The following is a 23,873-nucleotide window of genomic DNA, read 5'->3' as shown; positions in this document are numbered from 1 at the left end:
AACCGCATGAATCCAGGAAATCGGGCATTCCTGACGAAGCGCAGCAGGATAACGGTCACAGGCGCGAAGAACGCCTCCTAGAGCGCGGGGTGGCAATCGGGCAGGCCGAACAGGAGGAGCCGCGCGACCTCTGCGAGTGACGGCAAGACGTACCGGCTTTGCAGGCTGCGCGTTGTCCCCGGTTGACGGGCACGGCCGAACACCGCCGCTCCGACAGGAAACGATGCAGGTCAGCCCATACCGGTAAGCAGAAGACGGGTGTGCCCGCTTCGTTGGCGGTCTGGCAGGCGCCGTCGGGTTCGGGAACGCGGGTTACGTGTCGATGATCCTGCCTGGTGCAGCGCTCGTCGCACAGGAGGTTGTACGTGTCGCCGGTGATGTGCTCACGGACTGCTGCAGGCAGGGAGCGCAGGCGTTAACCGGGAATGCGCTGGGGCGCACCCTCGCCACCTTGAGCAAGACAGGCAAGCGATTCTTCACGCAATGCCCTGTACACCTCAGAGGACACATTCCCTGCGGGTGTTGCCGGATCGTGCGGTGCCCAATGAAAATCAGGCAACCTGGATTGGAGTCTGTTTGCTCCCGGTCACCGTTGCTGCGTAAGTCGCTGGCGCGGCCATTGGATTTGAGGGCGAGTGTATTATAATCTGATTATCATACTTGCCTTTCCTGCTCCCGATGGAAACCAAAACTGCGCGCCTGACTATCCTGATTGATCCCGCCAAGAAGGAGGCATTGGAGAAGCTCTGTGCCGCGCAGGATCTGACGCCATCGCAGGTTGTCCGGCAATTGATCCGTGAATATCTCGATCGTCATGGTGTGACCTACAAGACGAAGAGCGCGCTCGGAAAGCGGGTCGGGCGCAATACTGACTGAAGCTGCGGGCAAGATCAGGTGCCATGCTCCCAGTGCGCGTGGCCGTTTTCGCGCCAGATCAGGCGCTTCGGGTCGAGGCTCATACCGCCCTTCAGGCGCCTGGCAGTGGAGGGCAGCCGCAGGTCGTCCGCCCACGCATGCGAGAAGGCGCGATCCAGCAGGACGCGCGAAGACGGCAGGCGGCCTCTGCCTTTCCAGGCGAAAGCGACGAAATTGCTGTCGTCCGCGCATCGGACCACCGTGTACGAGGAACCGAACACGGAGTTCAGCCGTTCGACGTACAGGTCCAGTGCCGGCTCGTCGTCGGTGAAATTGATCGCGAGAACGCCCGTCTTCGTCAACCGATCGCGGCACGCAGAAAAAAATGCAATATCCGTGCACTGGCTTGCGATCCCGCCCGACGCGTAGGCGTCAACCAGCATGACATCTGCGACAACGCTCTCGTTCCGGATGTAGTCCGCACCATCGGCGCACAGCACCCTGAAGCGTGCGTCGTCTGCTGGAATCCTGAACACGTCACGCAGCGCGATGACTTCAGGGTCGATCTCGACCGCGGTGATCTCCACTTCAGGCAGATGCCGGTAGCAGTACTTTGCCAGTGAGCCACCGCCTAGCCCGATCATGCAGATGTGCCGGGGAACCGGCTGCAGCAGCAGGAATCCCATCATCGTGCGCGTATAGCCGAGCGCGAGCCTGTCCGGCGCACGAAGCGACATGCAGCTCTGGGTGGCAAAGTGATCGAAGTGCAGGGACACTGCGTGCTGCGTTTCCAGCACGAATGGTCGTCTGTCATTCATCGGCGTAGCGGGTAACTCGACGAATGCGTCGCAGGATGTCTCGTCGCCGTCCATTCTCGATATATGCAGGTAGTCAAACGAGTGCGTGAAACGCTGTGGCGTTTCGCGCGGGTGCAGTGCCAGGTATCACGCCTTCTTCAGAAAGCAGGCTTTGAGCATGAAGCTGCCGGCATCGGTCCTGCAGTCGATCTCGTGATCGCCACCGACGATCCGGATATTTTTCACCCTGGTGCCCATCTTCAGCGTGATCGAAGAGCCCTTCACACGCAGATCCCGGGCGAGCACGACCGAATCACCGTCTGAGAGCACGTTGCCGTTTGCATCCCGAACAACGCTCGCTTCCGGTTCGCCGTCGGTATCGCTACGCACGGTCGCTGACCATTCGTGGCCACAGTCCGCGCACACATACAGTGCTCCGTCCGGGTACGTGTTCTCCATAGCGCATTGCGGGCATGCAGGGGCGGTGTTCATTGCAGCTTCCATTGAAACAGTTTCGGGGCAATCAGAAAGATTGGGGCGTACCTCGCCGGGGCGATCATCCGATTACGCACACGGCATTATAATGTAAGGCACATGAAATTGTTGTTGTATTATAATGCCTTTCGCCGCCCTTCAGCGAACTTGCGGGCGGATTCGCTGAGGATGCCGTCATGTTCGATCTGGAAGGGGCACTGCTGTTGCCTGACCGGCGCCTTATGCGCCTGCGGGAAATAGCGGGAAGCCGGGGGCTGGTTGCGGTGGGCGTCGGGCGCGGCGGCGAACGCGGGTTCCAGATGGTCCACCGGTTCCATGACGTCGGCGAGCAGCTCGCGGCGGCCGGTATTCACCTGGCCTTCATTTATCCGCGGGAATCGGCCCGGCACGTGCTGGATGCGATTTCGGTGGCCAGTGCGCGTTTCCGGTGTCATCCGCGCCTGCTCCTCGACATGGACGGCCGGTGTTTTGCGCAGGGCGTGTGGCCTCGATCGCTTGAAGCGGTGCACCTGAACCCTGAAATGAAGCGGCTCGCGGGCATCCGCATCGGCCTGCAGGACACCACGTGGGAAGGCGAACTGAGGGCATTTCTCACGGACTGCGAGATTGATACCTCGTGCTGAATCCAGGGATCGGTCCAGAGGGTTGGGGAAAATACATGGCAATGGTTGTCGATTTTCAAGCCGGTTCCGGGTGGAACCGCAATGGAGCGTCCGCTTTCCGGGATGTGCTCGTCAGCGTGGCGTGCCGATTCGAAAGCGATATCCTGGTGGTCGCGAATGGGCGCCGTGGCAACGCGAAGGATGGTATGGCAATCGACGCGTTGCGGGTGCGCGGCGGGACCGCCGCTCAGGTGCTGGTTGCGGGCCCTGATGAAGAAGCCGCACTTCACGCGCTCTTGCCGCTGCTACAGAAGGGATGAGCCGAATGCCTCGCTTCAGGTGGCCCCTCCCGCGATTTCGTGCCTTTCGCTCACGCGCTGCCGTGGATAGACCGGTCGTTGTGGAATCTGAGCAGTTCGTCTCGCTGTACTTTGACGGCCGCGAAATACAAAGCAGCATGCTGCGTGCGGCGCCATATGCGCTCGCGCTCGGCTATACGCGCACGATGATGGGATTTCTGCTACTGCAGCCGGCTCCCCGGCACATCTGCATGATCGGGCTAGGCGGTGGCTCACTGGCAAAGTACTGCTACCGTCATCTGCCCGATGCAAACATCACGGTAATCGAGATCAATCCGGAGGTGATTGCGCTACGCGACCGCTTTTGCATCCCACCCGACGACGAGCGGCTCTCGGTCGTTTGCGCGGACGCTGCGCTGTACCTGTCTGCAACTGCGCAAACCTTCGACGTGGTGCTGCTCGACGGTTTCAAGGAGGGCGGTGTGCCTGCGGAACTCTCCGACGCGGCCTTCTACGAAGCCTGCCATTCACGGTTGAACAGCGATGGCGTGATGGCTGCCAATCTGCCAGGGGAGGATCCGCGGCATAGGGAAAATCTCGCCAGAATTCGCGAGACGTTCGGGTCATCGGTCGCGCTCGCCCCTGCGGAAGACGGCGCCGGAAATGGCATTGTTTTCGCCTGGAAGAATGCTGCTCCGCTACCGCCGCTCGAGGCGCTGATGAAGCGGGCGGACCAGTATGCCGGGCAACACAGTGTTGATCTCGTGGAAGCAGCCGTACGCATCGTGATCGGTGCGAGGTACGACTGGACACGACAGGGTCCGTTGAACTCCGCCTGATTGTGCGGCGTCGTGCAATCCACAACGAGTACGAGTCAAATCTTTGGAGGTGCGATGATCGACAACGATACGCCAAATGAGCAAACCATTTCCAGGTCTGCAATCTGGGCGCTGGAACGGCTCGCAGAGGTTCGCTACGGGAGAGACGCGCCAGCGCTCGGCTGGTCGGTCACCCGGGAACTGATCAGTGCTGGCTACGTTGGCTACCCATCCGGTGCGCGCACCAGTATTTCGATTACGTCCGCCGGTCGGGCATTCCTGAAAAGCCGGAAATAGGGGCAAACATGACACAGCTTGACGCCGAAGATATCGTGAAGGAAATCGCCGCCGAGACGAATGCTCCCGTTGATGTTGTTTTGAAGATGTATGCGCAGACATGGGACGCATACAGTGATGGGGCGCGCGTCATGGATTACCTGGCTGTCCTGGTTGCACGTCGTGTCCGTGAAGATCTCCGATCTAACCGGAAACGTCAGCAGTGAAACCGCGGTGCGGGGTTCTGCATGATGGTAGGCGATTGAGGCTTTGCCGATCTCGACATGGACAACGCGGCCGCATGGTCCTCAATAATGTACGCAGGCATCGCCAGGAGGTGTTGCGAACTCCTGTTCGAGCCTGGCACCCCGGCGGGATGACAGAAGGCAAGCCCTATCCGACGGATGTATCAGATGGGGCATGGAGCTTCGCCGCTCCGTACCTGACCTTGATGAGTGAAGACGTACCGCAGCGCCGATGCGGACTGCGCGAAATGTTCAACGCGCTGTGCTGGATGGCGCGAACTCTCTTGGGTCACGCGCATATCGATCATGTCGTATCGCGTGCGATCACCGTCAGCTGCGTGGGCAATTACGAAAAGCGGGTCATCGTAGCCGCCGATGTGGTTGATGGCGACGAGCTAAAGCAGGTCTGGATGCAGCAGTTCAGATGCGGCGATAGTGAATGGCGGGTGAGTACCGCCAATGCGACCAGATTGCCATCGACCGACCACTGATGGAAGACGGGTGCCAGCCAGAAGTGCGGTGGAATCGAACGATTCGCTCGGGCAGATGATGAGCCTTCGCTAACCACTTCCTGACGGTCTCCGCGCTTTGAAGCCATAGCAAATGAGCGCCGCAAGCCACACGGCTGTCAGCGCTAATAGGGTGAACTTGAAGTGGGAATTGATGAGCAGATTCGCGACGGACATCAATCCGGTCGTGAAGCCGCCGCTCAGGCTGGCCACCAAAAAAGCGTAGGGTTCGCGTTCGGCAAATGCGCCTAGGGCCAGATGTACGAGTAGCAAGCCAGACCCCACGATGTAGCCACCGAGAACAGTGAAGACTAATCTCAACCAGGACATGAGCTTGGGCGTTGTTGCCAGCAAGCGCTCACTCGTCAACCCCATGTACTGAAGGTCTTCCGGCAGCAAGGGCGGCCGTATGAATATGAAATAGATACCCACGAAGATTGTTGCAGCGCCGACGGCCGCGAGAAGCCACGCGCAAAGAGGCAGATGCAATGCCCGGCGCTTTCTCGTCGCTGTATGCAACACTGGCCACCTCCCTCGCGCAGAATGGCATCAAGCGTTTGAGGCCGACAGCAGTGAGTATTCGCGAACCTCACTAGCTATCAACACGGGCGTTTGGCAAGCGGTACGCCACGGGCACCGCGCAGGTTGTGAGTACGGCAAGGCGAGCGAGAACCGCTCGAACCTGCCTGGCGCGACGGTCGCGCATTACGTCCGAGCGGTCCGTAGCCGCAACGCGTTACCGATGACAGAAACCGAACTCAACGCCATTGCGGCACTGGCAATAATCGGGCTGAGCACAATGCCAGTCCACGGATAGAGCACACCAGCCGCCACCGGAATCCCCACCGCGTTGTAAGCAAATGCGAAGAACAGGTTCTGGCGGATGTTTTTCATCGTAGCAACGCTTAATGTGCGGGCGCGCGCAATACCGCGCAGGTCGCCCTTCACGAGCACTACGCGTGCGCTGTTCATGGCGACATCCGTTCCGGTGCCCATTGCGATGCCGACATTGGCCTGCGCGAGTGCCGGTGCATCATTGACCCCATCTCCAGCCATAGCGACGATGTGGCCTTGAGCCTGAAGCTCCTGAACGTGCCTGTATTTGTCTTCAGGCAGAACGCCCGCCTTGACGCCATCAAGCACCAGAGCCTTTGCCACAGCGTTCGCAGTGACCGGGTTGTCGCCGGTGAGCATCACAATCCGGACGCCGGATGCTTTGAGCAGGCGCACCGCGTCGGGTGTGGTTGTCTTCACAGGGTCCGCCACACCGATGTAGCCAGCAAGCTCACCTTCCATCGCAACATACATGACCGTCTGGCCCGCCTCACGCAGCTTGTCCGTATCGAGTTCGACAGGCCGGCAGTCTATATTCATATCGTCCATCAGACGCGCGTTGCCGAGCGACACTGCGTGTCCATCAATTGTTCCGGTCACCCCTTTGCCAGGAACCGCCTCGAAGGCCTCTACCCGTCCCGTGATAGCGCCGACTTCTTTTGCGTGCGCGATGATGGCCTGAGCCAGGGGATGTTCACTGGCACCCTCGAGGCTCGCAGCATAGCCGAGCAATCTCGCTTCCTCCAGGCCGTGGACCGCGACCACTGTCTGTACACGCGGCTTGCCTTCCGTCAGGGTCCCCGTCTTGTCAACCACGACGGTATCCACCTTCTCCATTAATTCGAGTGCTTCCGCATCCTTAATGAGCACGCCTTCGTGCGCACCACGACCGACGCCAACAATGATGGACACCGGTGTGGCCAGGCCGAGCGCGCACGGGCAGGCAATGATAAGTACGCTGATGGCAACGACCAATGCGTTGCCCAGGGCGGGCGCGGGCCCGACCAGGGCCCAGACTACGAACGAAACTGCGGCAAGACCGATGACTGCCAATACGAACCAGCCTGAAACCTGGTCGGCGAGCTTCTGGATGGGGGCGCGCGAGCGTCCCGCCTCTGCCACCATCTGCACGATTCTGGCGAGCAGTGTATCGGAGCCGACCTTCTCGGCACGCATCAGGAACGTCCCGGTCTGGTTGACGGTAGCACCGGTCACTCTATCGCCCGCGACCTTCTCGGCGGGAATCGGCTCGCCGGTAATCATCGACTCGTCGACGCTCGACCGCCCCTCAACAACAATGCCGTCAACCGGTATTTTTGAACCGGGTTTGACACGAAGTGTGTCGCCGACGATGACGGCTTCGAGCGCCACAGTTTCTTCACTGCCGTCGGGCCGGATGCGTACCGCTGTGTGCGGTGCAAGCTGCAGCAGGTCACGGATTGCGCTCGACGTGCGCGAGCGCGCACGAAGCTCCAGTACCTGCCCGAGCAGCACGAGTGTCACGATGACTGCGGCCGCCTCGAAGTAAAGCGGTAACTCGCGTCCATGTCTGAAGGCCTGAGGTAGTACGTTGGGGAAGAACAACGCGAAGACGCTGAACGCATAGGCGGCAGCTACGCCCAGTCCGATGAGGCTGAACATGTTCAACCGCCACGTCACGAACGACTTCCAGCCCCGCTGCAAAAACGGCCAGCCGGCCCATAGTACGACAGGGGTCGCGAGCAAGGCCTGGACGCACTGTGACCACGACGCCTGCATCCAGTGCGGTATGGCCCACTCCCTAAACAGATGGTCAATTCCGGCGCCGATATCGACAGGCACAACCATCTGCCCCATCGTCATGAGCAGCAGCGGAATGGACAGGACGAGGCCAACCCAGAAGCGACGCGTCATCGACTCCAGCTCGACGTTACGTTCTTCGGTAGCACCCGGCGTCACTGGCTCGAGGGCCATTCCACAAATAGGACATGCGCCAGGAGCCGTCGCGCGTATTTGCGGGTGCATCGGGCAGGTGTAAATGACACCGGGAACCGGCCTGGAGACAGGCTTGTGCTGAGCGCTCGTGTACTTGCCCGGGGCCGCCCGAAAGGCCTCAAGACACTTGCTGCTGCAAAAGTAGTACGTCTGGTCGCGATGAATGTAGTGATGTGCCGAATCTGTCGTGACCTTCATTCCGCACACGGGGTCAACGGCTTCCGTTACGTTTTGCTGCCCAGCAGGGTGCCCGTGCACGTGCTCAACGGTTTCGTGGTTGTGGATATGCGAGTCATGCATCGTCGATGCTCCCGGCCGTGTTCAATGCACATGGACTGCGTCATCTCCCAATAGTCTGGGGATGAAGCGTGGTGTACCCGCAGCATAGTCTCTCCATGTCTGGCCGAACTGCTCTTCGGCTTCATGCTCCTCCGACACGGCAAGCCTCACATACATAAACGCAAGAACCGGGAACATCACTAGAGTCACCAGCGTCGGCCACTGCAGCAGGAACCCGAACATGATGACGATAAAAGCAATGTACTGCGGGTGTCGAATCCTGGCGTAAGCGCCGGAGGTTGCAAGCTTCCCCGCACGTTGTGCCGCATACAACACATACCACGCCTGCGCCAGCAGGTAAAGGCCGCCAAATATGAAGACGAGACTCAACAGATGGGGAAAAGCAAAATGCGGATTTCCATGCCGCCCCGTCATCATCCACCAGAGGTGTCCCGAGTCGTGCGCAAACAGGTCGGTTTGCGGGAATCGGGATTGGAGCCACCCGGAGAACAAATAAATGGTCAGCGGGAAGCCGTACATTTCCGCGAACAGAGCCACGATGAATGCGGAGAATGCACCGAACGTCCGCCAGTCTCGTTTCGTCGAGGGTTTGAAAAAACTGAACGCAAAGATGATGAAGACGAGGGAATTGACGAGAGCCAGTCCCCAAAGGCCATACCCACTACCTGTATGAATCATGGTCCTCTCCCGGTTTCGAAGGGTTGTTTCCGCCTGAATGCGAATGATGGCGATGACCATGCCCGTGATGCATGAACAGATGCATCAGGGGGCACACGAGCAGCAGTACGAAAGGGAGAACTCCGAGAATATGTTCTCGATGCTCGGAAAAAAGCAGATACAGCGCGATCAGGCCAAATACGGTCAGGGCAATCGCCGGGCGTGACCTCCAGAAAGGTCGCGCATCATGTGGGACCTCGTTCATCTAGCCTCTCCAGTGTCGAATGTGCTCGACTGGTGGGTATCCGGCAATGGCTGGTGTATGCAACGTCCGCATCGCCCCCGGTTCCGACAACTGCAAATTGCAAACTCACTGGGAGCCGACGGATGGCGGCTCCCCAATTCCTACCAAGGCTACTGCCAGACAGGCAGAGGCAATTGATACATGTCAAGACAGCGATGACACGAAATTAGGGTGCTATATGTGCCTGCCATTCAGCATATGACCCACTTTAGTAGTTCCCACCGTGACAGGGTCGATTGGCATGTCGAGAAGTGTGGTTGGACCTGTTGGCTCGCATAAATGGGGCTGATGGAACGACGAACCGGTCAACGCGAGCTGCCGTAACGCACGAAGAGGTGAGGGCATCTCCATAAAAAGAGCCTGGCCAGGAAGCCAGGCCTGAAAGGGATGGTTGCCGCATGAAAGTTTGCAGTTCCATAGACAACCACCCGCGTGGACCAACACGAACCTGAAGGAGTTACGTCGTCCCTGGCAACGGGCTTGCCGCCAGCACCGCAGCGACCGCGAGTGCACCGACAAGTACAACCGCTTCGATATGGAGCACCGCTCCAAAACGACGCAACAGCGCAGTGGGAGGCGTCCGCGATGGTGACTTGAGCATCGACAGGAGTTTCGGCATCTCGAAGAAGCGATTATGGCCACCGAGCGTGGCAGCGATGAGCACAAGCCCGAGCTTGAGCAAAAGCACTTGCCCGTACGTCGACGTCCATAGGTTGGCAGGGGCATTGATGCCTCTCCAGCCGTTGAAAAAGCCCGTGCTGAACAGAACAATCAACGCATATGTCGCTACATCGGAAAGCGATTGCACAAAAATTGCACTGGTCTGGCTCTCGCTTGCTGGCGCATCGAGCACTCGCGGCATCACCACGTAAGTCGTTACGAGAACGAGTCCCACCCATGTGCTTATGGCAAGAAGGTGCAGCCAGTCAGCCCAAACCGGGAGGCTGAACAGTCCGGCATCGACCGGATGTCCACCATTGCTGCGCGCGAGGGCCACACCCGCCACGGCTCCCCATATCGCAAAGCGATATCGCGTATGCTCTCCCGACCACAGAAGCGATAGCGCGACGATACAGAAGGTGAAGAAAGCCCCCACCACCCATGCGTGCCCAAAGCCGGTTTCCTCAATCATCGACCACACCGCAGGACCGGCATCTTGCAGCGCAGAGTCGCTCATCAGAGCGCAATGTGCCCAGAATGACAGCATGCTTGCAAGCAATGAAGCGATAGAGGCCGCCCGAAGTGTCGCGACGAGACGTCGACTAACGAGGTCCTGCCAGGTTGACTCACCGCGCGCGAGCCATTGACTGCAGAGCAGTGCGCCAACACTGACAGCAAATCCCATATTCTGGACGACCACCGACATCAGTCGGAGGATGCCGAGGCCTCCTTCGTTCATCATTTCACCTTGAACGTGTACGTGCCGTTGGTCTTGTGTGCATCGGCAGTCATTACGCCCCACTTGACCGTGTACGTTCCCGTTGCGAGCCTGGGTACGGCAACGGTCATGACGCGCGGATCAGACGTGTCGACCTTGGCTTTCTCCTTCGTGATCGGTGCTCCGCTCGCATCCGAAACATTCGCATAACTAAAGGTCGGCTCGAGTCTTTCGTTAAAGTTGAGTTGGAGCGATTCCGGTCCTACGTCGACCGTGCTGCCTGACGCAGGAACCGCGCTTTCCAGCTTCCCGTGCGCCAGGGCTGCAGGTGGCATGAGCGAAATCGCGATGGCCGCAGCTAAACCGGCCAACTGCCCGATGTTGAGAGTGTTCATGTTTTTGCCTGATCGAATAGTCAGTGCGGGAGTGCTATAGAAGGTGCTCCCGCGTACCCTGGTTATTGCTTCTGCAGCTTGACCACAGTGAGAGCGCCATTCACTTCTTCGGCTACGAAGTCAATCTTGTCGCCAACCTTTACCTGCGACAGCATTGCCGGGTCCTTGACCTTGAAGACCATCGTCATCGCCTCCATGCCAAGGTTCTCAAGGGGACCGTGCTTGATGGTCAACTTGCCGGCAGTCAGGTCGACTTTCCTGATTTCTCCGTGCGACATGCTTTCCTTCATATCGGTGGATTGCATGGTCGTACTCCCCATGCTCATGTTGCCCATGTCGCCACTCGCGTACGAGGATGCGGAAAAGGCGAGCGCAAGGCCCAGCGCAATGGAAGCGAATGCAGTTTTCATCATGTGTTCTCCAGGGTTGCGGGAATGAAACAATTGGTCGGGCTATCGCCGACCGGGTGTCATCTAGCCTTCCGGCAATTCGCCGGTGTATTCATAAGCTACGGTGCCTTTAGGATGCTTGAACCACCCGGGGTCACCGTAGTCATTTCGGCCGAGGTTCTGCCGCACTTTGACGACCGTGAACATGCCACCCATTTCCAGTGGGCCGAAAGGTCCGGTCCCGGTCATCATCGGCAGTGTGTTATCAGGCAACGGCATTTCCATCTCGCCCATCGCACCACCTGTGCTTCCCATCGCCATGTAGTCCGGCACCAGCTTGTTGATGCGCTTCGCAAGGTCTTTCTGCGGCACGCCGATGAGATTCGGCACCTGGTGACCCATCGCGTTCATCGTGTGATGCGACTTGTGACAATGGAACGCCCAGTCACCTGGCCGGTCTGCTGTGAACTCGATAGAGCGCATCTGGCCGACGGCAACGTCTGCTGTCACTTCAGGCCATCGTGCCGATGGTGGAACCCAGCCGCCATCAGTACCGACGACCTCGAAGCTGTACCCATGCAGGTGAATGGGATGATTGGTCATCGTCAGATTGCCGAAGCGGATACGGACGCGGTCTCCGGCTCGCACAGGTAGCGGGTCGATGCCCGGAAAGACCCGTGCATTCCACGTCCACATATTGAAGTCCGTCATTTCGTTGACGCGCGGCGTGAAGCTGCCCGGGTCGATGTCATAGGCGGACATCAGGAACACGAAATCGCGGTCCACCGGCATGGTGCCGCGGTCCTTAGGGTGCACGATGAACGTGCCCATCATCCCCATGGCCATCTGCACCATCTCGTCGGCATGCGGGTGATACATGAACGTGCCATGCTTCTCGAGCTGAAACTCATAGACGAAGGTCTTGCCAGGTGGGATATGCGGCTGCGTGAGACCACCCACACCATCCATACCGCAAGGCAGCAGCATCCCGTGCCAGTGCACCGTCGTGTGTTCCGGTAGTTTGTTGGTCACAAAGATGCGAACCTTGTCGCCTTCAACCGCTTCGATGGTTGGGCCAGGCGCCTGGCCGTTGTAGCCCCACAGGTTTGCCTTCATGCCGGGCGCCATTTCGCGGACCACTGGCTCCGCAATCAGGTGAAACTCCTTCCAGCCGTTCTTCATGCGCCATGGCAGCGTCCAGCCATTCAGCGTGGCTACGGGTGTGTAGGGTCGGCCGTTGGGTGGCACAAGCGGTGGCTGTGTGGTTGTTTTCGCCATCGTGGCCGCTTCCGGTAGCGAAGCTGCGCCCGCCTTGCTGACCAACGCCGCACCCAGTAGCGCGGCGCCCGAACCGCCGAGAAAATTTCGACGTGAAACCATGTTCATTGACCTTGTGAAATCGTCGGCGCCGCCGGTTGCATCGCGGGAGCAGGCAGCGGCGAATCCTGCGCCGTGGCCGGTGATGTGGGCGTCGCAGGAGCGGGCGTTGCGTCGCTGTGCCGTTCGACCGGCGCCTGCGACATCGCAAGCGGCGGAAGCCAGCCCCCAAGTGACTGTTGCAGGTCCGTCTCCGCAAGCCAGTAGTCTTGCAGTGCGTCGATGTATCCGTTGACAGCAGCGACCTGGTCGCGCGAATCGGCGAGCAGTTCGAATACGCTTGCGAGCATGCCGTTGTAGCGCAGCAGCATTTCGTCCGAGATGGTCTTGCGTACGGGCACGACCTCGTCGCGATAGTGCTTCGCGACGTCGTAGCTCGTCACGTAGGCGGAATACGATTCACGAACTTCCGAACGGGCATCAATCGCCGTCTGTGCGAGCCGGTTGGCGGATTGCATATAGATGGCTTCCGCACGCGCCACCTTTGCGCTGCCCCAGTCGAAGATGGGAATCTCGACACTGATTTCGTACCCGCGCTCATGTCCCTTGTCCGTCTCGAAGTTGTCGAGGTACCCAACTTCAAGCGCATTGATGAACCGGGTAGCCTTGGTGAGCCCAAGTGATGTGGCGACGCTTTGCGTTCGCAGCTTCGCCGCCTGAATGTCCAGGCGGTTCTGCATGGCAAAGCTCTCAAGGTCGTTCAGTTGCGGCCGGTCGTTTGGCAGGTCAGGCAGGCGCTCCGGCAGCTTGTACTGGACGCCTGAACCCCACAGACCCATCGTGCGCGTCAGCTTTTCGCGAGCTGCCACTGACTGCTGCCGTGCCCTTGCAAGTTGCGCGACCGACTCCGCATAGAAAGCCTGTTCGCGCGCATAGTCGAGCTTGCTGAAATTGCCCGACTGGCGCATGCGCAACGCGAGCTCCGCTCCGGCCTCTGCGGAGTCCTTGACCTGCGCGGCGTATAACGCTGCCTGCTCGGCCCCCACCGCTTTCACATAGGCCTTTCTAGCGTCGGCGGCCACCGCAAGCATCGCGTTGGCTGTCTCGAGCTTCGTTTGTTCAAACCGGCGGCTCTCGATGCGCGTCGCGACGGGCAGCGTGAGAACGCCCAACACGCTCATCGAAAACGTTCGGCTGATGCCGAAGCCATCGCTCCAGTGCGTCCGGCTGAAGGTGAAGCCCGGATTGGGGAGGCGGCCTGCCTGGACGAGGTCGGCTTCGGAAATGCCAAGTTCGCCGTATGACGCCTGCAGTCCACGGTTGTTCAGCAGCGCCACCTGGACAGCGTCGTCCATGCCGAGTGGCTTCGACAGCAGCTCCTGCGTACGCGTGAAGACAGCGTCGCGGTCCTCGTCGGTTTTCACGAAGATGGCGTCTTTGCCAAGCCGCCCGGATGCAGCCGACGATACGCTGTTGAACCCACCGTCCTTCGAGAAGGTTGTGCAGCCGGCGAGGAACATCATCGCGATGGCGATGCAGGTCACACGGCTTTGCATGAGGTGCCGCATCATTTCGCGTCGCCCCCATGTTCGCGGTTGCTACTCCGGCCGGAGGTCGCGCCTGATTGCTGACCATGCCGCATCCCCGCCACGCCGCGATCCGTGGTAACTGCACGGTTCAGTTCTTGCCAGCTCGGCGCTTCCACGTCCTGCCAGGACTTGTAGCCATCGAAGGCCGACGGCACGGCTATGACCGGCACGGACGCCCCTGCATCGATCGGTTCAGGAACTACTGTCGCGGCGCGCGCCAGCAAAGGCAACGCCGCGCATGCGCTCATGAGCGCCGCAGAAATTGTTCGCATGGATTGTTCTCGTCGAATGTCACCAGGCAGCCGGTATGGGCCACCAAGGCGCAATGAACGCCGCAGCTATGCACGCTGCGACTTTAGAGTTCAGACGAGAAGGATTCGAGGAGGCCGCTCAATGCCGGCTGTCAAAAATGACGCGGCAGCGGTAGAGGACGGTGGAAAGAGAGCTGTGCCTGCAAAGTCGGGGGACTGGGCCACCGACGGCGTGGTTGGCAACCCGGCGCCGGCGCAGCATGACACGCAGGTCGAGCATGAGTGCGCATGGTGGGTGCCGCCGAGACTGTGCTGATGCGCGCCGCCATCGACTACCTTCTGCCCGCCCGCCATCTCGTGATGATCCACGGCCGCTGGTTGCCCGGCGTCGGTAGCGAACACGACCACTTCGTCCGCACGTGCCGCCGCACACTGCATTGCAATAGCAGCGAACGACTGAACCGGAAGGCTCAGTGCGAGGAACAGGACGAGGAGTAGTTTGCGCCAATACGACATGGGACAAAAGTCTAGCACGACTGAAGGCGAGTCGTAATGTCGGCAGTGTGACGGTGTAGTTGTATCCGCAGACCACCGAGTCGTCGGCGGTGAAGCCAGGTTGCCGAGAAGGAGGACCGTGCGACGGACTATGCATATCGCAATAGTTGCGGTTTCCCTCAACTCTGGCGCGCTTGTTCTCTCCAAAGTGCGCGCGACGGATGACTGTTTTCGGACGATGCGACAGGCACTTGTCGACCTTCAAGAGACAGACGGGTTTCACGAATGCGGTCGTTCGGAAGAAATGTCTATCCGCCTTCAGGCTTCGTGAAAGTGGACGATGCCGTCCGTTTCAATCAACACAACGCGGCAGCCTGTTGCGACATGATCGAACGCCAAAGTCATCCGGTGCATCGCCGCGACGGCATTCGCAAGACTCAGTCCAAGGCCGTTACCAGGAGTATGCCGGCTGGCCTCGCCACGATAAAAGCGCTGTAACACCGCTTGATGCTCGGATTCAGGAATGCCTGGGCCATTGTCGCGAACGGACAAATGAACGCGACCTTCAATACGGACCAGGCTGACCATTACAGCTCCCCGTATCGGCGAAAATTTGATGGCATTTTCGATCAGATTTGCCAGCGCTTCGAACAATAGATTCGGATCGCCTTCCAGATTGAAATCACGACTGTCTTCGATTTCGCATCGATAATTCAGTTGCTTTTCCTCGGCCGATGCCTCGTAGTATTCGTACACATCCTTCACAATGGCGGCGAGATTGACCGGCATGAACGATTGACGGCGCACACCGCTTTCTATTTCCGAAATTCGAAGCAGGGCGTTAAAGGTGTGAAGCATGCCGGTCGCGTCGACGAGCGTGTCGTCCAGCGCCTGACGATAATCGTCGATCTTCTGACCGCGGCGTTGCACTCGTTCGAGTCCGGCAATCATCGACGTCAACGGCGTACGCAGGTCGTGCGCAATGGAATCGCAGACGCCTTTTACCTCAGTCATCAGGCGCTCGATTTCGTCGAGCATGCCATTGACCACGCGTACCAGACTCTCAAGCTCGTCGTGCCGTCGATGCGTCGGCAGACGTTGCGAGAGATCTCCGCCAACGATCTGCTTGATCGTCGCCGTGACCGCATCCAGTCGTCGAAGCGAACCGAGGCCGATTAATGCGGCGCCGATCAAGCCAATCGCGAGGGCGATAAGCACGCCTATGATCAGCACGTTGACGAGGCCGCTGTTGAAACTGTCCAACTCCAGCGCGTTCTGGCATCGCATGGCGATGTGATCGCCCGGGAGTTTCGCGGCAATACAACGCGCTGTCTGATTGTTCGGCCGATCGTACAAACTGATGGCGAATGGTTTTCCCATGTAAGGAATATCGGCAGGCAACGTCGTCAACGAGCCGGCGATATAGCGACCGTCGTTCTTGAACAGGCCGTTTGGCCGTTGCTGATCCGGATCGCTTTGACGAAGCACGTTGAAGAGTGCGGACAGCCGCTCCGGTGAACTGCGCTGCATGGCGGCGTATTCGCGACCTAACCAGTCATCCACACGCTTCGTTTCAAAGCCGGCGATCGAAAAATACAGATAGGCAAACAGCGGCACCGAAATGCCGCCGAAGATGCCGAGGAATATCACCGCGAGCCGAAAGCTCGTGGTACGTCGAAGATCAATCAGGCGCACGAAGGACATAACCGGAGCCACGAACGGTATGAATGATGGGAGCCGATCCCGTCGGGTCGAGTTTCTTTCTCAGGCGACTGATATGAACGTCGATCACATTTGTACGCTCGCCGACCCGGTAATTCCAGACCGCTTCGAACAGCATCGTGCGGCTGACCACTTGCCCTTCGCGACGGATCATAAACTCGAGAATCCGGTACTCGCGTGGCAACAGTTCGACTTCCTTTCCCGCATACACCACAGCACGGCTGACCAGATCGATGCTCAGCGAGCCGATGCGATACACCGCCTCATGGATAGAGGTATGCGCGCGGCGAACCAAAGAATCGAGCCGCGCAGTCAGTTCGACATATTCAAATGGCTTCACGAGATAGTCGTCGCCGCCCGCGCGTAATCCCCTCACGCGCTCGTCGACCGTCGATAATGCGCTGAGGATCAACACTGGCGTTGTCGACGCCGCTTCGCGAAGCGCGCTCAGCACTTCGAGACCTTCCATGCCGCCGGGCAGCATCCGGTCGAGAATGATCGCGTCCAGCGGACGCGAAGTCGCATGCGCGACGCCCTCCGCGCCGGTCGTCGCGGTTTCGACCATATATCCATGATCCTCCAGCGCGACCTTGATTTCGCGGAGTGTTTTCGCGTCGTCCTCGACGACGAGTACTGTTGGCATAGCGATAGTTCTTCCAAAATTCGGCAGGCAAGCCCGCAAAACACCCTTCAAACATTAAATAAAGTTCATTAAACGCGATTCATCTCATTGATTTCACGAAGGAATTGCCAAGTTCGAATTTTTAAAGTATAAATACGAACCATTCTCATTGTAACCGCGAGCACGCCTCCATGACCGTCAGCGCAGATGCTCGCTACCGAAACGCAGATCGCACTAGTGTGTGGCGTCATCGTGCGTTCGTACGTATGCCGTCAAGCGTGATGATTGGCATTCCTGCTGTGTTCGGGCGCGCCTATACGCCGAAAATCGCCCGGAATCTTCTGGCGTTGGCCGATAACTGGACCGTGCCCTGCGTGGTTCTTTTCGCCATGCCAGCTCCCGGCTAAGTCGCTACCAGTTCGGCCGACATTCGCCTTGGTGCATGCCTGGGACGACGTTTCCCGGTCTTGCCTGAATCAATTTTCGATGTCTCGCCCAGACCGAATGCTCGGCATTCGATGGGGCAGCTTTGCGCGTTACTTTCTCTTCTCTTCGTCATGAATCGATCTTCTCGGCAAATTCGTCGCGCCGTCGCGGTCCGGCAGCGCTCCACCTTGAAACGACGCCGATCCATTGCTGTTGCGCTGTCGGTGGTCGTCTATGGCGGTTTCGCCGATTGCCGCGCTTTTGCGGACGAACCGGTCCCGGCTTCCAGCGTGTCCGCGTCGGCGCCTGTCGCAGCGAGCGCGCCGGAAGAGGGCGCCACATTGGCGCCCATTTCGATCAAAACCACGAAGGAGCCGGCAGCAAGCCCCTTCGCAGCGAAAACCGTGCAGACGGGACAATATCGCGGACTCGACGCGCTCGACGTTCCCGCCACCGTGAGCGTCGTCACGAGCGATGTGCTGAGGGCACAGGCCGCGACTGGTCTGTACGACGCGCTGCGCAATGTCGCGGGCGTCACACGCCAGCAGTTGAGCGGCATTTCGTATGACCAGCTCTCAATTCGCGGCATTGCGCTCGACAACCGTCAAAGCTATTACCTCGACGGCGTGCTGCCTATTGACAACAACATCTGGATGCCGATGGAGGACAAGGACCGCGTCGAGGTGCTGAAGGGCGCGTCGGCGTTGTATTATGGCTTCGCGGTGCCGGCCGGGATTGTCAACATGGTGATGAAACGCGCGGGCGATACGCCGGTGACGTCGGCGTCGATACTGGTCGATTCGCACGGTTCGATGGGCGCGCACGTCGACATCGCACGCCGTTTCGGCGCGGACAACCAGTTCGGCATTCGTGTCAATGCGATGGCCGAGCATGTCGAGACGCCGATCGACGGCGACCGGGGTTATCGCGCGTTCCAGAGCGTCGCGCTCGACTGGAAGCCGACCAATCGGCTTACCCTCAAGTACGACCTGGAGCACATCGATCAACGCGTGGTGGAACAGGCCGGCATTACGCCGCTCACCGCTGTCAACGGCGTCATCACGCTGCCTTCGCTGCCCGACGCATCGAAATTGCTGGTGCCGAACGACAAGCCCACCACCTCGATCGCGATCGCGCAGATCCTCCGCGCCGACTACCTGATCAACGACAACTGGAGCGCGAACGTGTCGGTCGGTCAGTCGATCACGCAGCGCAATCGCTGGCTGTGGATTTTCCAGAAGTACAACGTCGACACAGGCACTGGCCAGTTGCAAGGCAGCAAGCAGAACGGTCAGTTCTACGAGAACAAGAACGTGCGCGCGGAAATCAACGGCCTCTTCGAGACGGGGCCTTTCACGCACGACGTCACGTTCGGCGTCAACGAGAACTGGTTGTTCCAGCCGGACTTCACGACCTACTATTACACGGCCACGCAGAACCTGTATGAGCCGATCAGTATTACGAGTTTGACGCCCGGTTCGTCGAAAGCGTTTTACGCGCAGCACATCAGTAACCAGGGCGCTTACCTTTTCGACCGCATCGGGTTGACGAAGAACCTCGATTTCACGGCTGGAGTGCGCTATTCGTCGTATCACGCGACGCAAGCGCATACGGTCACGCAGAATGTGAATCACACGTCGCCGTCGGCAAGCATCGTGTACAAGATCACACCGCGAACGAGCGTCTACGCGAGCTATATCGAAGGGCTGGAGTCGGCGGGCAGCGCACCTGCGACTGCGACGAACGCGTATCAGGTTCTACCAGCGGCGGTCAGCAAACAAGTGGAAGTTGGGCTGCGGCATCGCTTCAATAACGGCGCACTCGCGTCGATCGCCGCGTTCCAGATTCGTCAGCCGTCTGCGAGTACCGATGCCGACGGTGTCTACGCGTTGAACGGCGTGGGTCGCTATCGCGGCATCGAGTTCGCGTATCAGGGCGACATCACGCGCGATCTGTCGATCGTCACGACCGGCATGTGGCTCGACGCGACGCTCGTCGACAGCACCGATTCCACGACGCTCGGCAAACGCCCGGAAAATACGCCGCGCTATACCGGCAGCGTATTCTTGAATTATCGCGTACCGCATCTTTACGGCCTCTCGATTAATGGTGGCGCGTATTTCGTGGGTCAACGGCCGATCAACGACGCGAATCAGGCCTATATCCCTGGCTATACGCTGTTTTCGGCAGGCGCTCGCTACGAGACGAATCTGTTCGGCCGCAATGCGACGTTCCAGTTGAATGTTGAGAACGCGTTTAACAAGCACTATTGGGCATCGGCGGGATCGAGTCAACTGGGCATTGGGCTCGAGCGGACGATCTCGCTGACCTCGACATTAGATTTCTGAAAGGAGAACCATTGTGAATGTGAATCTGTCTTTGAGTTCGGTCGTCGCGGCGTCAGCTCGGACGCGACGCGTGTTCCTCCGGGTGGTCCCGCTGATCGCCGCATTGGCCGCATTCTGGGGAACGGGCACGGCTTGCGCGGCGTCGTCAAGTGCCACGGATGCGAACCGTGATGCGGTCATGGCCAACAAGAATGTGCTGTACGTTACGCGGCTTTCGCATCGCGACCGTGAAGAGGACGACAAGGTGATCGCGCATCTGGAGCAGCGGGGGATGGTCGTCAAACTGGTCGACGAGGATGTGCCCGTGTCGGCCGCGAATGGCGAGGACCTCGTCATCATCTCGTCGGTGGTCAGCGCGCGCGATATGGTCGGAACGCCGTTTCGTGATGTCCCAGTGCCGCTCTTAACGTGGGAATCCGATCTGTTCGATTCGTTGCGCTTCACGGGCCAGAAGAAGGGTGAGGACTTCGGCGAGGTTGCGAAGGAACATTACGTGAACGTCGTGAATGCGCCGAGTCCGCTCGCGGGCGGCGTGCCTGCCGGAAAGCGTTGGGTTTATCCCCGCGACGACGAAATGGGTTGGGGCAAGCCGGGCCCGGGCGCGACAATTGTTGCGACCATCGCTGGCGAACCGACGCATGCGGTAGTGTTCGCTTACGAGAGGGGCGCGACGATGGACTACGATTTCCTTGCGCCAGCGCGTCGCGTTGCGTTGTTTCTTGGCAACCGCTCGTTCGAAAAACTCAGCGCCGACGGAAGTGCGATTTTCGATGCAGCCGTGAACTGGGCAGTCAGTGAGCCAACTGGCACTCGTCACCGGTAAGCAGGTCATCATGCCGCGCAGTGCGGACTGCCTGGTGTTACGCCGGAAGGGCCGATACTGGGTTCGGATGCACGCCGTTTGCTGGTCATCGCTGGACTGAAAACAAGTGATGGAGAACGGCATCGCCATGGGCGCCTGCGCGTCTATCAATCGCAACACCTGAACGCCAGCTATGGCCGAATGCTGTCTTCGAGATGCCCAGCTGGATGACCGCACCATCTTGTCAGTTGACCTGATTCCGGACCGCGCCGCGGCTGCCTTCTGTCCGTCGGACGCAGTGCAGCCAAACTTGGAAATTCGACAGCGTGCAAGTGGACGCTGACATCTGCACTAACTTGAATGAGATGTCCAATGTTCTATGGATCTCTCAACTCGGCACGTCCAGCATGAGCCTCACGGAAGGTGATGCGCATACTGAGGGATCCCATTCACACTGATGGGTTTGCCACAGGATGCCAGTGCTGAACAGCGCGACTAGACACGAACCTAAAGCGGGCGGGAGATAGCAATTCGCGCTTTGATTGCTAATTGTCCTATCCTCACAAAATTGATAGGTTGCGCGAGCCGATTGCCCGTAGCATGCTGCTGCCTACCAGTTCTAGCGAGAAATGCAAAGGAGTCAGGGAGCAGGGGCTGCCATTGTGTTTTTTGAAGTTGTTATTCAGTCTTCGCATTGGTCGTCTTTACGACCGCACTGGTGCATTCGGCGCGCAGAAGGCTCTGCATGTTGCGAGCGGTCCTGCGGGTCACCATCACCTGAATATGTCGGAAGCCAAGGGGCAGTACGCTTAATACAAGCGGCAGATGTGGCGCTGCGCGGCAGCGGACCGTCCAGGCCAAATCCATCATTACAATGGCTTCTTTCGGAATCCACGGCGGTGGAAACCTACAAAGACGCGACTCGCGCGATCATGGCGGCCGCCGGTTACTATGCGCACAGTACTGGCGCTTCATTCCACGCTGACGTGCCGGCAGCAGCGCCCGTGTTGCTGCGGGAATTGATGTCCGAGTAAGCGGGGGGGCGAAGCTTTGAACCGCGCTGGGCTTGTTGCCGGTGGAGAACAGGAAGGGCAAGTGTACGTTGTACGAAAGCAGGGGGCCGGTGGTTCGGGAACAACGGGTGGGCGCGTCATGCGACGGGATGCCGGGATGGATCAAAGTGACGACGCCATCCCACGTGGAAACCATGCTTGTGGAGCGTGCGTCATGTCGGAAGTGTATAGCGATGCCTCTTCGCCAATCAGCAATAGCCGTTCGCCCATAGCAGAAAGCGCCGCCGATTTCGTTTCAAAGGACGTCGTGGCGCCGGAACTCCATGCATACTTCAAGCGGGTGCTTTCCATCATCGTCGACCCGCCTTTAGAAGGCTCGCTATTGCATGATTGCGCGTGGATTTGCGCGCTTCTTCAAAGCACGGATTACTTCGATCGATTCTATCGAGAGAAGGTGGACCCCCGGCTGGCAGATGCCTATGTCGTATTCAAGGAAAAATTCAAGGAGGATCCGTCATTGAAGAAGAAGGGCGGAGCCTTGCTTCAGGCGTTTCGGTTTCTCATGGAGAAAGAGGGCTTTGCGGCGTTAAAGGGCATCGTCTTCACGGGGGACGCGCCGCACATCCGTGAGATCACGCGTAATCATCTCCTTTTCAAGGACTCCACCGGCCCGACACACGGCGAGTTCACGCATTCCCTCCAATGGCTGACGATATGCTTCTGGAAAAAAGAGAATCTGCTTGTCAACCGTGTCGCGGATATTTACGCAATCCTGATGGATTACGTTATTCGCCGCATCAACCAAAACGGCGCGCCGGAAGTGGGTTTAACGAAAAGTGCAGAACTTTGGCCGGGCGAGCTTTTTTTTGGCGCGCCCGACACACGCTTGCCAGATAAGCCGAAAGTCCTCTGGGATTTCGTGGTGGACGCATTCGCCGCGTCGGATCGGAAAGGAACCAGGATGGGTTCAGAGATCACCTTGTCCAATCTCTATACCGACAGCTACCGCTGTCCGGCAAGGCTGCTGATCGCCATTCAATCCGGAACTTTGAACCATACGTTCATCGGGAAGTGGTGGGCAGGCAGGGTCATTAAATACGAAGGGTTTGAACCCAGGCTCAAACCGAAGCGCCCATGGTTTGATATTGATAATTACAGGCAGATGATCGCGGAGAAACAGAGGGCAAAGGGAAAAACGCCGTTTTATCCGGCAGAGTGGGCTGCCGAACCTTGGTGGGAGGAAAAGGTGGAAACGTTCTATCCGGAATGGGAGGACTATTGAAGCATGCCGTCGGCCGATTGAGATAGGGGTTTTCGAGAGGGCTGTTATCGCGAGCGCCGGCAGGCGAAAATCGGCCGACTCGACCGCACTCTGCGCTGGTTCCGGCTCTGGCGTGACGAGCTCCGTGCAGCGTGCGGCGAACGGAAGTCCACGCAGACCATCCACTCAATTCAAAGAAAAAGGGGCGGCAGGGATTTGTGATTATGCGCTGCAGAGCATAAGCGCTTACCTTGTTTACTCCCTGTATCCGGTTGGAACGAAGTTGAAGGTCGCTCCGGATACCTTCACGAAGCGGAAACTGCCGGCGGCACATTCGATTCAGGTTCAGCCACTTCACGATGAAGAAGAACGGCCAGGTACAGATCCAATCACCCCGGTGGCGTGCTCGACAATTCCGATTCGTGAACGGGAGTGTGCTGTGACACGCACGATACGAAAAGCTGAGCACGGAAACAAAAAAGCTGCTCGAGGTGTGGTGATATTTGGTATGGACACACTCCGCTGGTGCTTCTGGCACGCCCAGCTTAAAAAAGGTCCAAAGCCGGATGCAGGGCATCCCGACCATTTGTTGTGTGATCATTCCTGGAAACACAGGGTGTTGCTGAAAGTCTCGCACAACTCGACTACCGGACTCGAGAGCTTGTTCGATATGTCGGCGCGAGCGCTGATTCGACGATCATCCTCAAGCCAGTTGGCGCTCACCTTTGCGACCGGAATACGGGCGTCACCCGATGAAAGGCGTGTCTATTCCCTGTGCTGCATGACTCGACCGAAGTAGCATCTCGTTCGACCCGATCGCTTGCTGGGAGGCGGACGTCGAAATGCAGGCGTGTTTTGCGCACTTGGAAAAATAAAACTTGTCACCGAGGCTGGCGACAT

General features: G+C 58.8%; 24 protein-coding genes and 2 pseudogenes. 12 read left to right on the top strand and 14 right to left on the bottom strand.

The window, feature by feature from the left end:
• Window positions 1-678 precede the first annotated feature (678 nt).
• Window positions 679-876: a ribbon-helix-helix protein, CopG family gene (locus U5A65_RS26495; protein ID WP_321948342.1), complete on the top strand. Its 198-nt coding sequence runs from the start codon at window positions 679-681 to the stop codon at window positions 874-876.
• 14 nt (window positions 877-890) lie between these two features.
• Here the strand turns inward: U5A65_RS26495 and U5A65_RS26490 are convergent, their stop codons facing one another.
• Together U5A65_RS26490 and U5A65_RS26485 are read right to left on the bottom strand one after the other, a co-directional pair.
• Window positions 891-1,727 carry a spermidine synthase gene (locus tag U5A65_RS26490; RefSeq protein WP_321948341.1) on the bottom strand — a complete coding sequence of 279 codons (837 nt, stop codon included), beginning with the start codon at window positions 1,725-1,727 and terminating at the stop codon, window positions 891-893.
• Between the two features lie 72 nt (window positions 1,728-1,799).
• Window positions 1,800-2,144 (bottom strand): zinc ribbon domain-containing protein YjdM, encoded by a 345-nt coding sequence (locus U5A65_RS26485; RefSeq protein WP_321939356.1) that lies wholly within the window; start codon window positions 2,142-2,144, stop codon window positions 1,800-1,802.
• 179 nt (window positions 2,145-2,323) lie between these two features.
• Here U5A65_RS26485 and U5A65_RS26480 point away from each other — a divergent pair, with 179 nt between their 5' ends.
• From U5A65_RS26480 to U5A65_RS26455, 6 genes and pseudogenes are all read left to right on the top strand, one after another.
• Entirely contained in the window at window positions 2,324-2,770 is a 447-nt protein-coding gene (locus tag U5A65_RS26480; protein ID WP_321948340.1) for a hypothetical protein, read from the top strand.
• 35 nt (window positions 2,771-2,805) lie between these two features.
• Window positions 2,806-3,069, top strand: coding sequence for an HPr family phosphocarrier protein (locus U5A65_RS26475; protein ID WP_321939352.1), 264 nt, complete (start codon window positions 2,806-2,808; stop codon window positions 3,067-3,069).
• A 5-nt stretch (window positions 3,070-3,074) separates the two neighbouring features.
• Complete coding sequence (locus tag U5A65_RS26470) at window positions 3,075-3,887, top strand: fused MFS/spermidine synthase (protein ID WP_321948339.1); 813 nt, start codon at window positions 3,075-3,077, stop codon at window positions 3,885-3,887.
• A 54-nt stretch (window positions 3,888-3,941) separates the two neighbouring features.
• Entirely contained in the window at window positions 3,942-4,163 is a 222-nt protein-coding gene (locus U5A65_RS26465) for a hypothetical protein (RefSeq protein ID WP_321948338.1), read from the top strand.
• 8 nt (window positions 4,164-4,171) lie between these two features.
• Window positions 4,172-4,369 (top strand): DUF3562 domain-containing protein, encoded by a 198-nt coding sequence (locus U5A65_RS26460; RefSeq protein WP_321948337.1) that lies wholly within the window; start codon window positions 4,172-4,174, stop codon window positions 4,367-4,369.
• A gap of 149 nt (window positions 4,370-4,518) precedes the next feature.
• Window positions 4,519-4,665 (top strand): annotated as a pseudogene (locus tag U5A65_RS26455) (transposase); the annotation flags it as partial.
• A gap of 282 nt (window positions 4,666-4,947) precedes the next feature.
• Here U5A65_RS26455 and U5A65_RS26450 read toward each other — a convergent pair.
• The 10 genes from U5A65_RS26450 to U5A65_RS26405 all read right to left on the bottom strand — a co-directional run bounded on the left by U5A65_RS26450 (window position 4,948) and on the right by U5A65_RS26405 (window position 14,305).
• Window positions 4,948-5,418 (bottom strand): hypothetical protein, encoded by a 471-nt coding sequence (locus U5A65_RS26450; protein WP_321948336.1) that lies wholly within the window; start codon window positions 5,416-5,418, stop codon window positions 4,948-4,950.
• A gap of 183 nt (window positions 5,419-5,601) precedes the next feature.
• A complete protein-coding gene (locus U5A65_RS26445; protein ID WP_321948335.1) occupies window positions 5,602-8,004 on the bottom strand; it encodes a heavy metal translocating P-type ATPase in 2,403 nt (800 codons plus the stop codon).
• Window positions 8,005-8,025: 21 nt separating this feature from the next.
• Complete coding sequence (locus tag U5A65_RS26440; protein ID WP_321948334.1) at window positions 8,026-8,682, bottom strand: isoprenylcysteine carboxylmethyltransferase family protein; 657 nt, start codon at window positions 8,680-8,682, stop codon at window positions 8,026-8,028.
• The gene (locus tag U5A65_RS26435) at window positions 8,666-8,926 is read right to left on the bottom strand and encodes a DUF2933 domain-containing protein (RefSeq protein ID WP_321948333.1); all 261 of its coding nucleotides are present in this window, start codon (window positions 8,924-8,926) and stop codon (window positions 8,666-8,668) included. Before U5A65_RS26435 ends, U5A65_RS26440 begins: the two co-directional genes overlap by 17 nt.
• 496 nt (window positions 8,927-9,422) lie before the next feature.
• Entirely contained in the window at window positions 9,423-10,364 is a 942-nt protein-coding gene (locus tag U5A65_RS26430; protein ID WP_321940137.1) for a CopD family protein, read from the bottom strand.
• Window positions 10,364-10,738: a copper homeostasis periplasmic binding protein CopC gene (copC, locus tag U5A65_RS26425; RefSeq protein ID WP_321940100.1), complete on the bottom strand. Its 375-nt coding sequence runs from the start codon at window positions 10,736-10,738 to the stop codon at window positions 10,364-10,366. The genes U5A65_RS26430 and copC overlap by 1 nt, the downstream gene beginning before the upstream one ends.
• Before the next feature lie 62 nt (window positions 10,739-10,800).
• A complete protein-coding gene (locus U5A65_RS26420) occupies window positions 10,801-11,148 on the bottom strand; it encodes a copper-binding protein (RefSeq protein WP_321948472.1) in 348 nt (115 codons plus the stop codon).
• A 63-nt stretch (window positions 11,149-11,211) separates the two neighbouring features.
• On the bottom strand, window positions 11,212-12,507 hold the full coding sequence (locus tag U5A65_RS26415; protein ID WP_321948332.1) for a copper oxidase: 1,296 nt from the start codon (window positions 12,505-12,507) through the stop codon (window positions 11,212-11,214).
• Window positions 12,508-12,509: 2 nt separating this feature from the next.
• Entirely contained in the window at window positions 12,510-14,015 is a 1,506-nt protein-coding gene (locus tag U5A65_RS26410; protein WP_321948331.1) for a TolC family protein, read from the bottom strand.
• Window positions 14,012-14,305, bottom strand: coding sequence for a hypothetical protein (locus U5A65_RS26405; RefSeq protein WP_321948330.1), 294 nt, complete (start codon window positions 14,303-14,305; stop codon window positions 14,012-14,014). The genes U5A65_RS26410 and U5A65_RS26405 overlap by 4 nt, the downstream gene beginning before the upstream one ends.
• Window positions 14,306-14,572: 267 nt before the next feature.
• Here U5A65_RS26405 and U5A65_RS26400 point away from each other — a divergent pair, with 267 nt between their 5' ends.
• Window positions 14,573-14,782, top strand: coding sequence for a hypothetical protein (locus tag U5A65_RS26400; RefSeq protein ID WP_321948329.1), 210 nt, complete (start codon window positions 14,573-14,575; stop codon window positions 14,780-14,782).
• Between the two features lie 315 nt (window positions 14,783-15,097).
• Here U5A65_RS26400 and U5A65_RS26395 read toward each other — a convergent pair whose 3' ends face one another.
• Both U5A65_RS26395 and U5A65_RS26390 read right to left on the bottom strand, forming a co-directional pair.
• The gene (locus U5A65_RS26395) at window positions 15,098-16,483 is read right to left on the bottom strand and encodes a sensor histidine kinase (protein ID WP_321948328.1); all 1,386 of its coding nucleotides are present in this window, start codon (window positions 16,481-16,483) and stop codon (window positions 15,098-15,100) included.
• The gene (locus tag U5A65_RS26390) at window positions 16,461-17,144 is read right to left on the bottom strand and encodes a response regulator transcription factor (protein WP_321948327.1); all 684 of its coding nucleotides are present in this window, start codon (window positions 17,142-17,144) and stop codon (window positions 16,461-16,463) included. The genes U5A65_RS26395 and U5A65_RS26390 overlap by 23 nt, the downstream gene beginning before the upstream one ends.
• Window positions 17,145-17,737: 593 nt before the next feature.
• Here U5A65_RS26390 and U5A65_RS26385 point away from each other — a divergent pair.
• The 4 genes and pseudogenes from U5A65_RS26385 to U5A65_RS26370 all read left to right on the top strand — a co-directional run.
• Window positions 17,738-19,897, top strand: a complete 2,160-nt coding sequence (locus tag U5A65_RS26385) for a TonB-dependent siderophore receptor (RefSeq protein WP_321948326.1) — start codon at window positions 17,738-17,740, stop codon at window positions 19,895-19,897.
• A 13-nt stretch (window positions 19,898-19,910) separates the two neighbouring features.
• Entirely contained in the window at window positions 19,911-20,720 is an 810-nt protein-coding gene (locus U5A65_RS26380) for a hypothetical protein (protein ID WP_321948325.1), read from the top strand.
• Between the two features lie 1,206 nt (window positions 20,721-21,926).
• Window positions 21,927-22,994, top strand: a complete 1,068-nt coding sequence (locus U5A65_RS26375; RefSeq protein ID WP_321948324.1) for a LirA/MavJ family T4SS effector — start codon at window positions 21,927-21,929, stop codon at window positions 22,992-22,994.
• 454 nt (window positions 22,995-23,448) lie between these two features.
• Window positions 23,449-23,672, top strand: a pseudogene (locus tag U5A65_RS26370) (ISKra4 family transposase); the annotation flags it as partial.
• Window positions 23,673-23,873 lie beyond the last annotated feature (201 nt).

Origin of the sequence: Paraburkholderia sp. J10-1 (assembly GCF_905220165.1) — a bacterium.
In the GTDB taxonomy this organism is placed as follows: domain Bacteria; phylum Pseudomonadota; class Gammaproteobacteria; order Burkholderiales; family Burkholderiaceae; genus Paraburkholderia.
The sequence above is the reverse complement of the archived record's forward strand: the minus strand, read 5'-3'. Positions and strand labels throughout refer to the sequence as shown.

What these genes read in the sequence shown, in the direction of transcription:
- U5A65_RS26410 (WP_321948331.1), bottom strand. Translation starts at nt 14,015, where the DNA reads ATGATGCGGCACCTCATGCAAAGCCGTGTGACCTGCATCGCCATCGCG.
- U5A65_RS26415 (WP_321948332.1), bottom strand. Translation starts at nt 12,507, where the DNA reads ATGGTTTCACGTCGAAATTTTCTCGGCGGTTCGGGCGCCGCGCTACTG.
- U5A65_RS26435 (WP_321948333.1), bottom strand. Translation starts at nt 8,926, where the DNA reads ATGAACGAGGTCCCACATGATGCGCGACCTTTCTGGAGGTCACGCCCG.
- U5A65_RS26405 (WP_321948330.1), bottom strand. Translation starts at nt 14,305, where the DNA reads ATGCGAACAATTTCTGCGGCGCTCATGAGCGCATGCGCGGCGTTGCCT.
- U5A65_RS26440 (WP_321948334.1), bottom strand. Translation starts at nt 8,682, where the DNA reads ATGATTCATACAGGTAGTGGGTATGGCCTTTGGGGACTGGCTCTCGTC.
- copC (WP_321940100.1), bottom strand. Translation starts at nt 10,738, where the DNA reads ATGAACACTCTCAACATCGGGCAGTTGGCCGGTTTAGCTGCGGCCATC.
- U5A65_RS26375 (WP_321948324.1), top strand. Translation starts at nt 21,927, where the DNA reads ATGTCGGAAGTGTATAGCGATGCCTCTTCGCCAATCAGCAATAGCCGT.
- U5A65_RS26400 (WP_321948329.1), top strand. Translation starts at nt 14,573, where the DNA reads ATGGTGGGTGCCGCCGAGACTGTGCTGATGCGCGCCGCCATCGACTAC.
- U5A65_RS26480 (WP_321948340.1), top strand. Translation starts at nt 2,324, where the DNA reads ATGTTCGATCTGGAAGGGGCACTGCTGTTGCCTGACCGGCGCCTTATG.
- U5A65_RS26430 (WP_321940137.1), bottom strand. Translation starts at nt 10,364, where the DNA reads ATGAACGAAGGAGGCCTCGGCATCCTCCGACTGATGTCGGTGGTCGTC.
- U5A65_RS26390 (WP_321948327.1), bottom strand. Translation starts at nt 17,144, where the DNA reads ATGCCAACAGTACTCGTCGTCGAGGACGACGCGAAAACACTCCGCGAA.
- U5A65_RS26470 (WP_321948339.1), top strand. Translation starts at nt 3,075, where the DNA reads ATGCCTCGCTTCAGGTGGCCCCTCCCGCGATTTCGTGCCTTTCGCTCA.
- U5A65_RS26495 (WP_321948342.1), top strand. Translation starts at nt 679, where the DNA reads ATGGAAACCAAAACTGCGCGCCTGACTATCCTGATTGATCCCGCCAAG.
- U5A65_RS26460 (WP_321948337.1), top strand. Translation starts at nt 4,172, where the DNA reads ATGACACAGCTTGACGCCGAAGATATCGTGAAGGAAATCGCCGCCGAG.
- U5A65_RS26395 (WP_321948328.1), bottom strand. Translation starts at nt 16,483, where the DNA reads ATGTCCTTCGTGCGCCTGATTGATCTTCGACGTACCACGAGCTTTCGG.
- U5A65_RS26445 (WP_321948335.1), bottom strand. Translation starts at nt 8,004, where the DNA reads ATGCATGACTCGCATATCCACAACCACGAAACCGTTGAGCACGTGCAC.
- U5A65_RS26420 (WP_321948472.1), bottom strand. Translation starts at nt 11,148, where the DNA reads ATGAAAACTGCATTCGCTTCCATTGCGCTGGGCCTTGCGCTCGCCTTT.
- U5A65_RS26475 (WP_321939352.1), top strand. Translation starts at nt 2,806, where the DNA reads ATGGCAATGGTTGTCGATTTTCAAGCCGGTTCCGGGTGGAACCGCAAT.
- U5A65_RS26485 (WP_321939356.1), bottom strand. Translation starts at nt 2,144, where the DNA reads ATGAACACCGCCCCTGCATGCCCGCAATGCGCTATGGAGAACACGTAC.
- U5A65_RS26465 (WP_321948338.1), top strand. Translation starts at nt 3,942, where the DNA reads ATGATCGACAACGATACGCCAAATGAGCAAACCATTTCCAGGTCTGCA.
- U5A65_RS26490 (WP_321948341.1), bottom strand. Translation starts at nt 1,727, where the DNA reads ATGGACGGCGACGAGACATCCTGCGACGCATTCGTCGAGTTACCCGCT.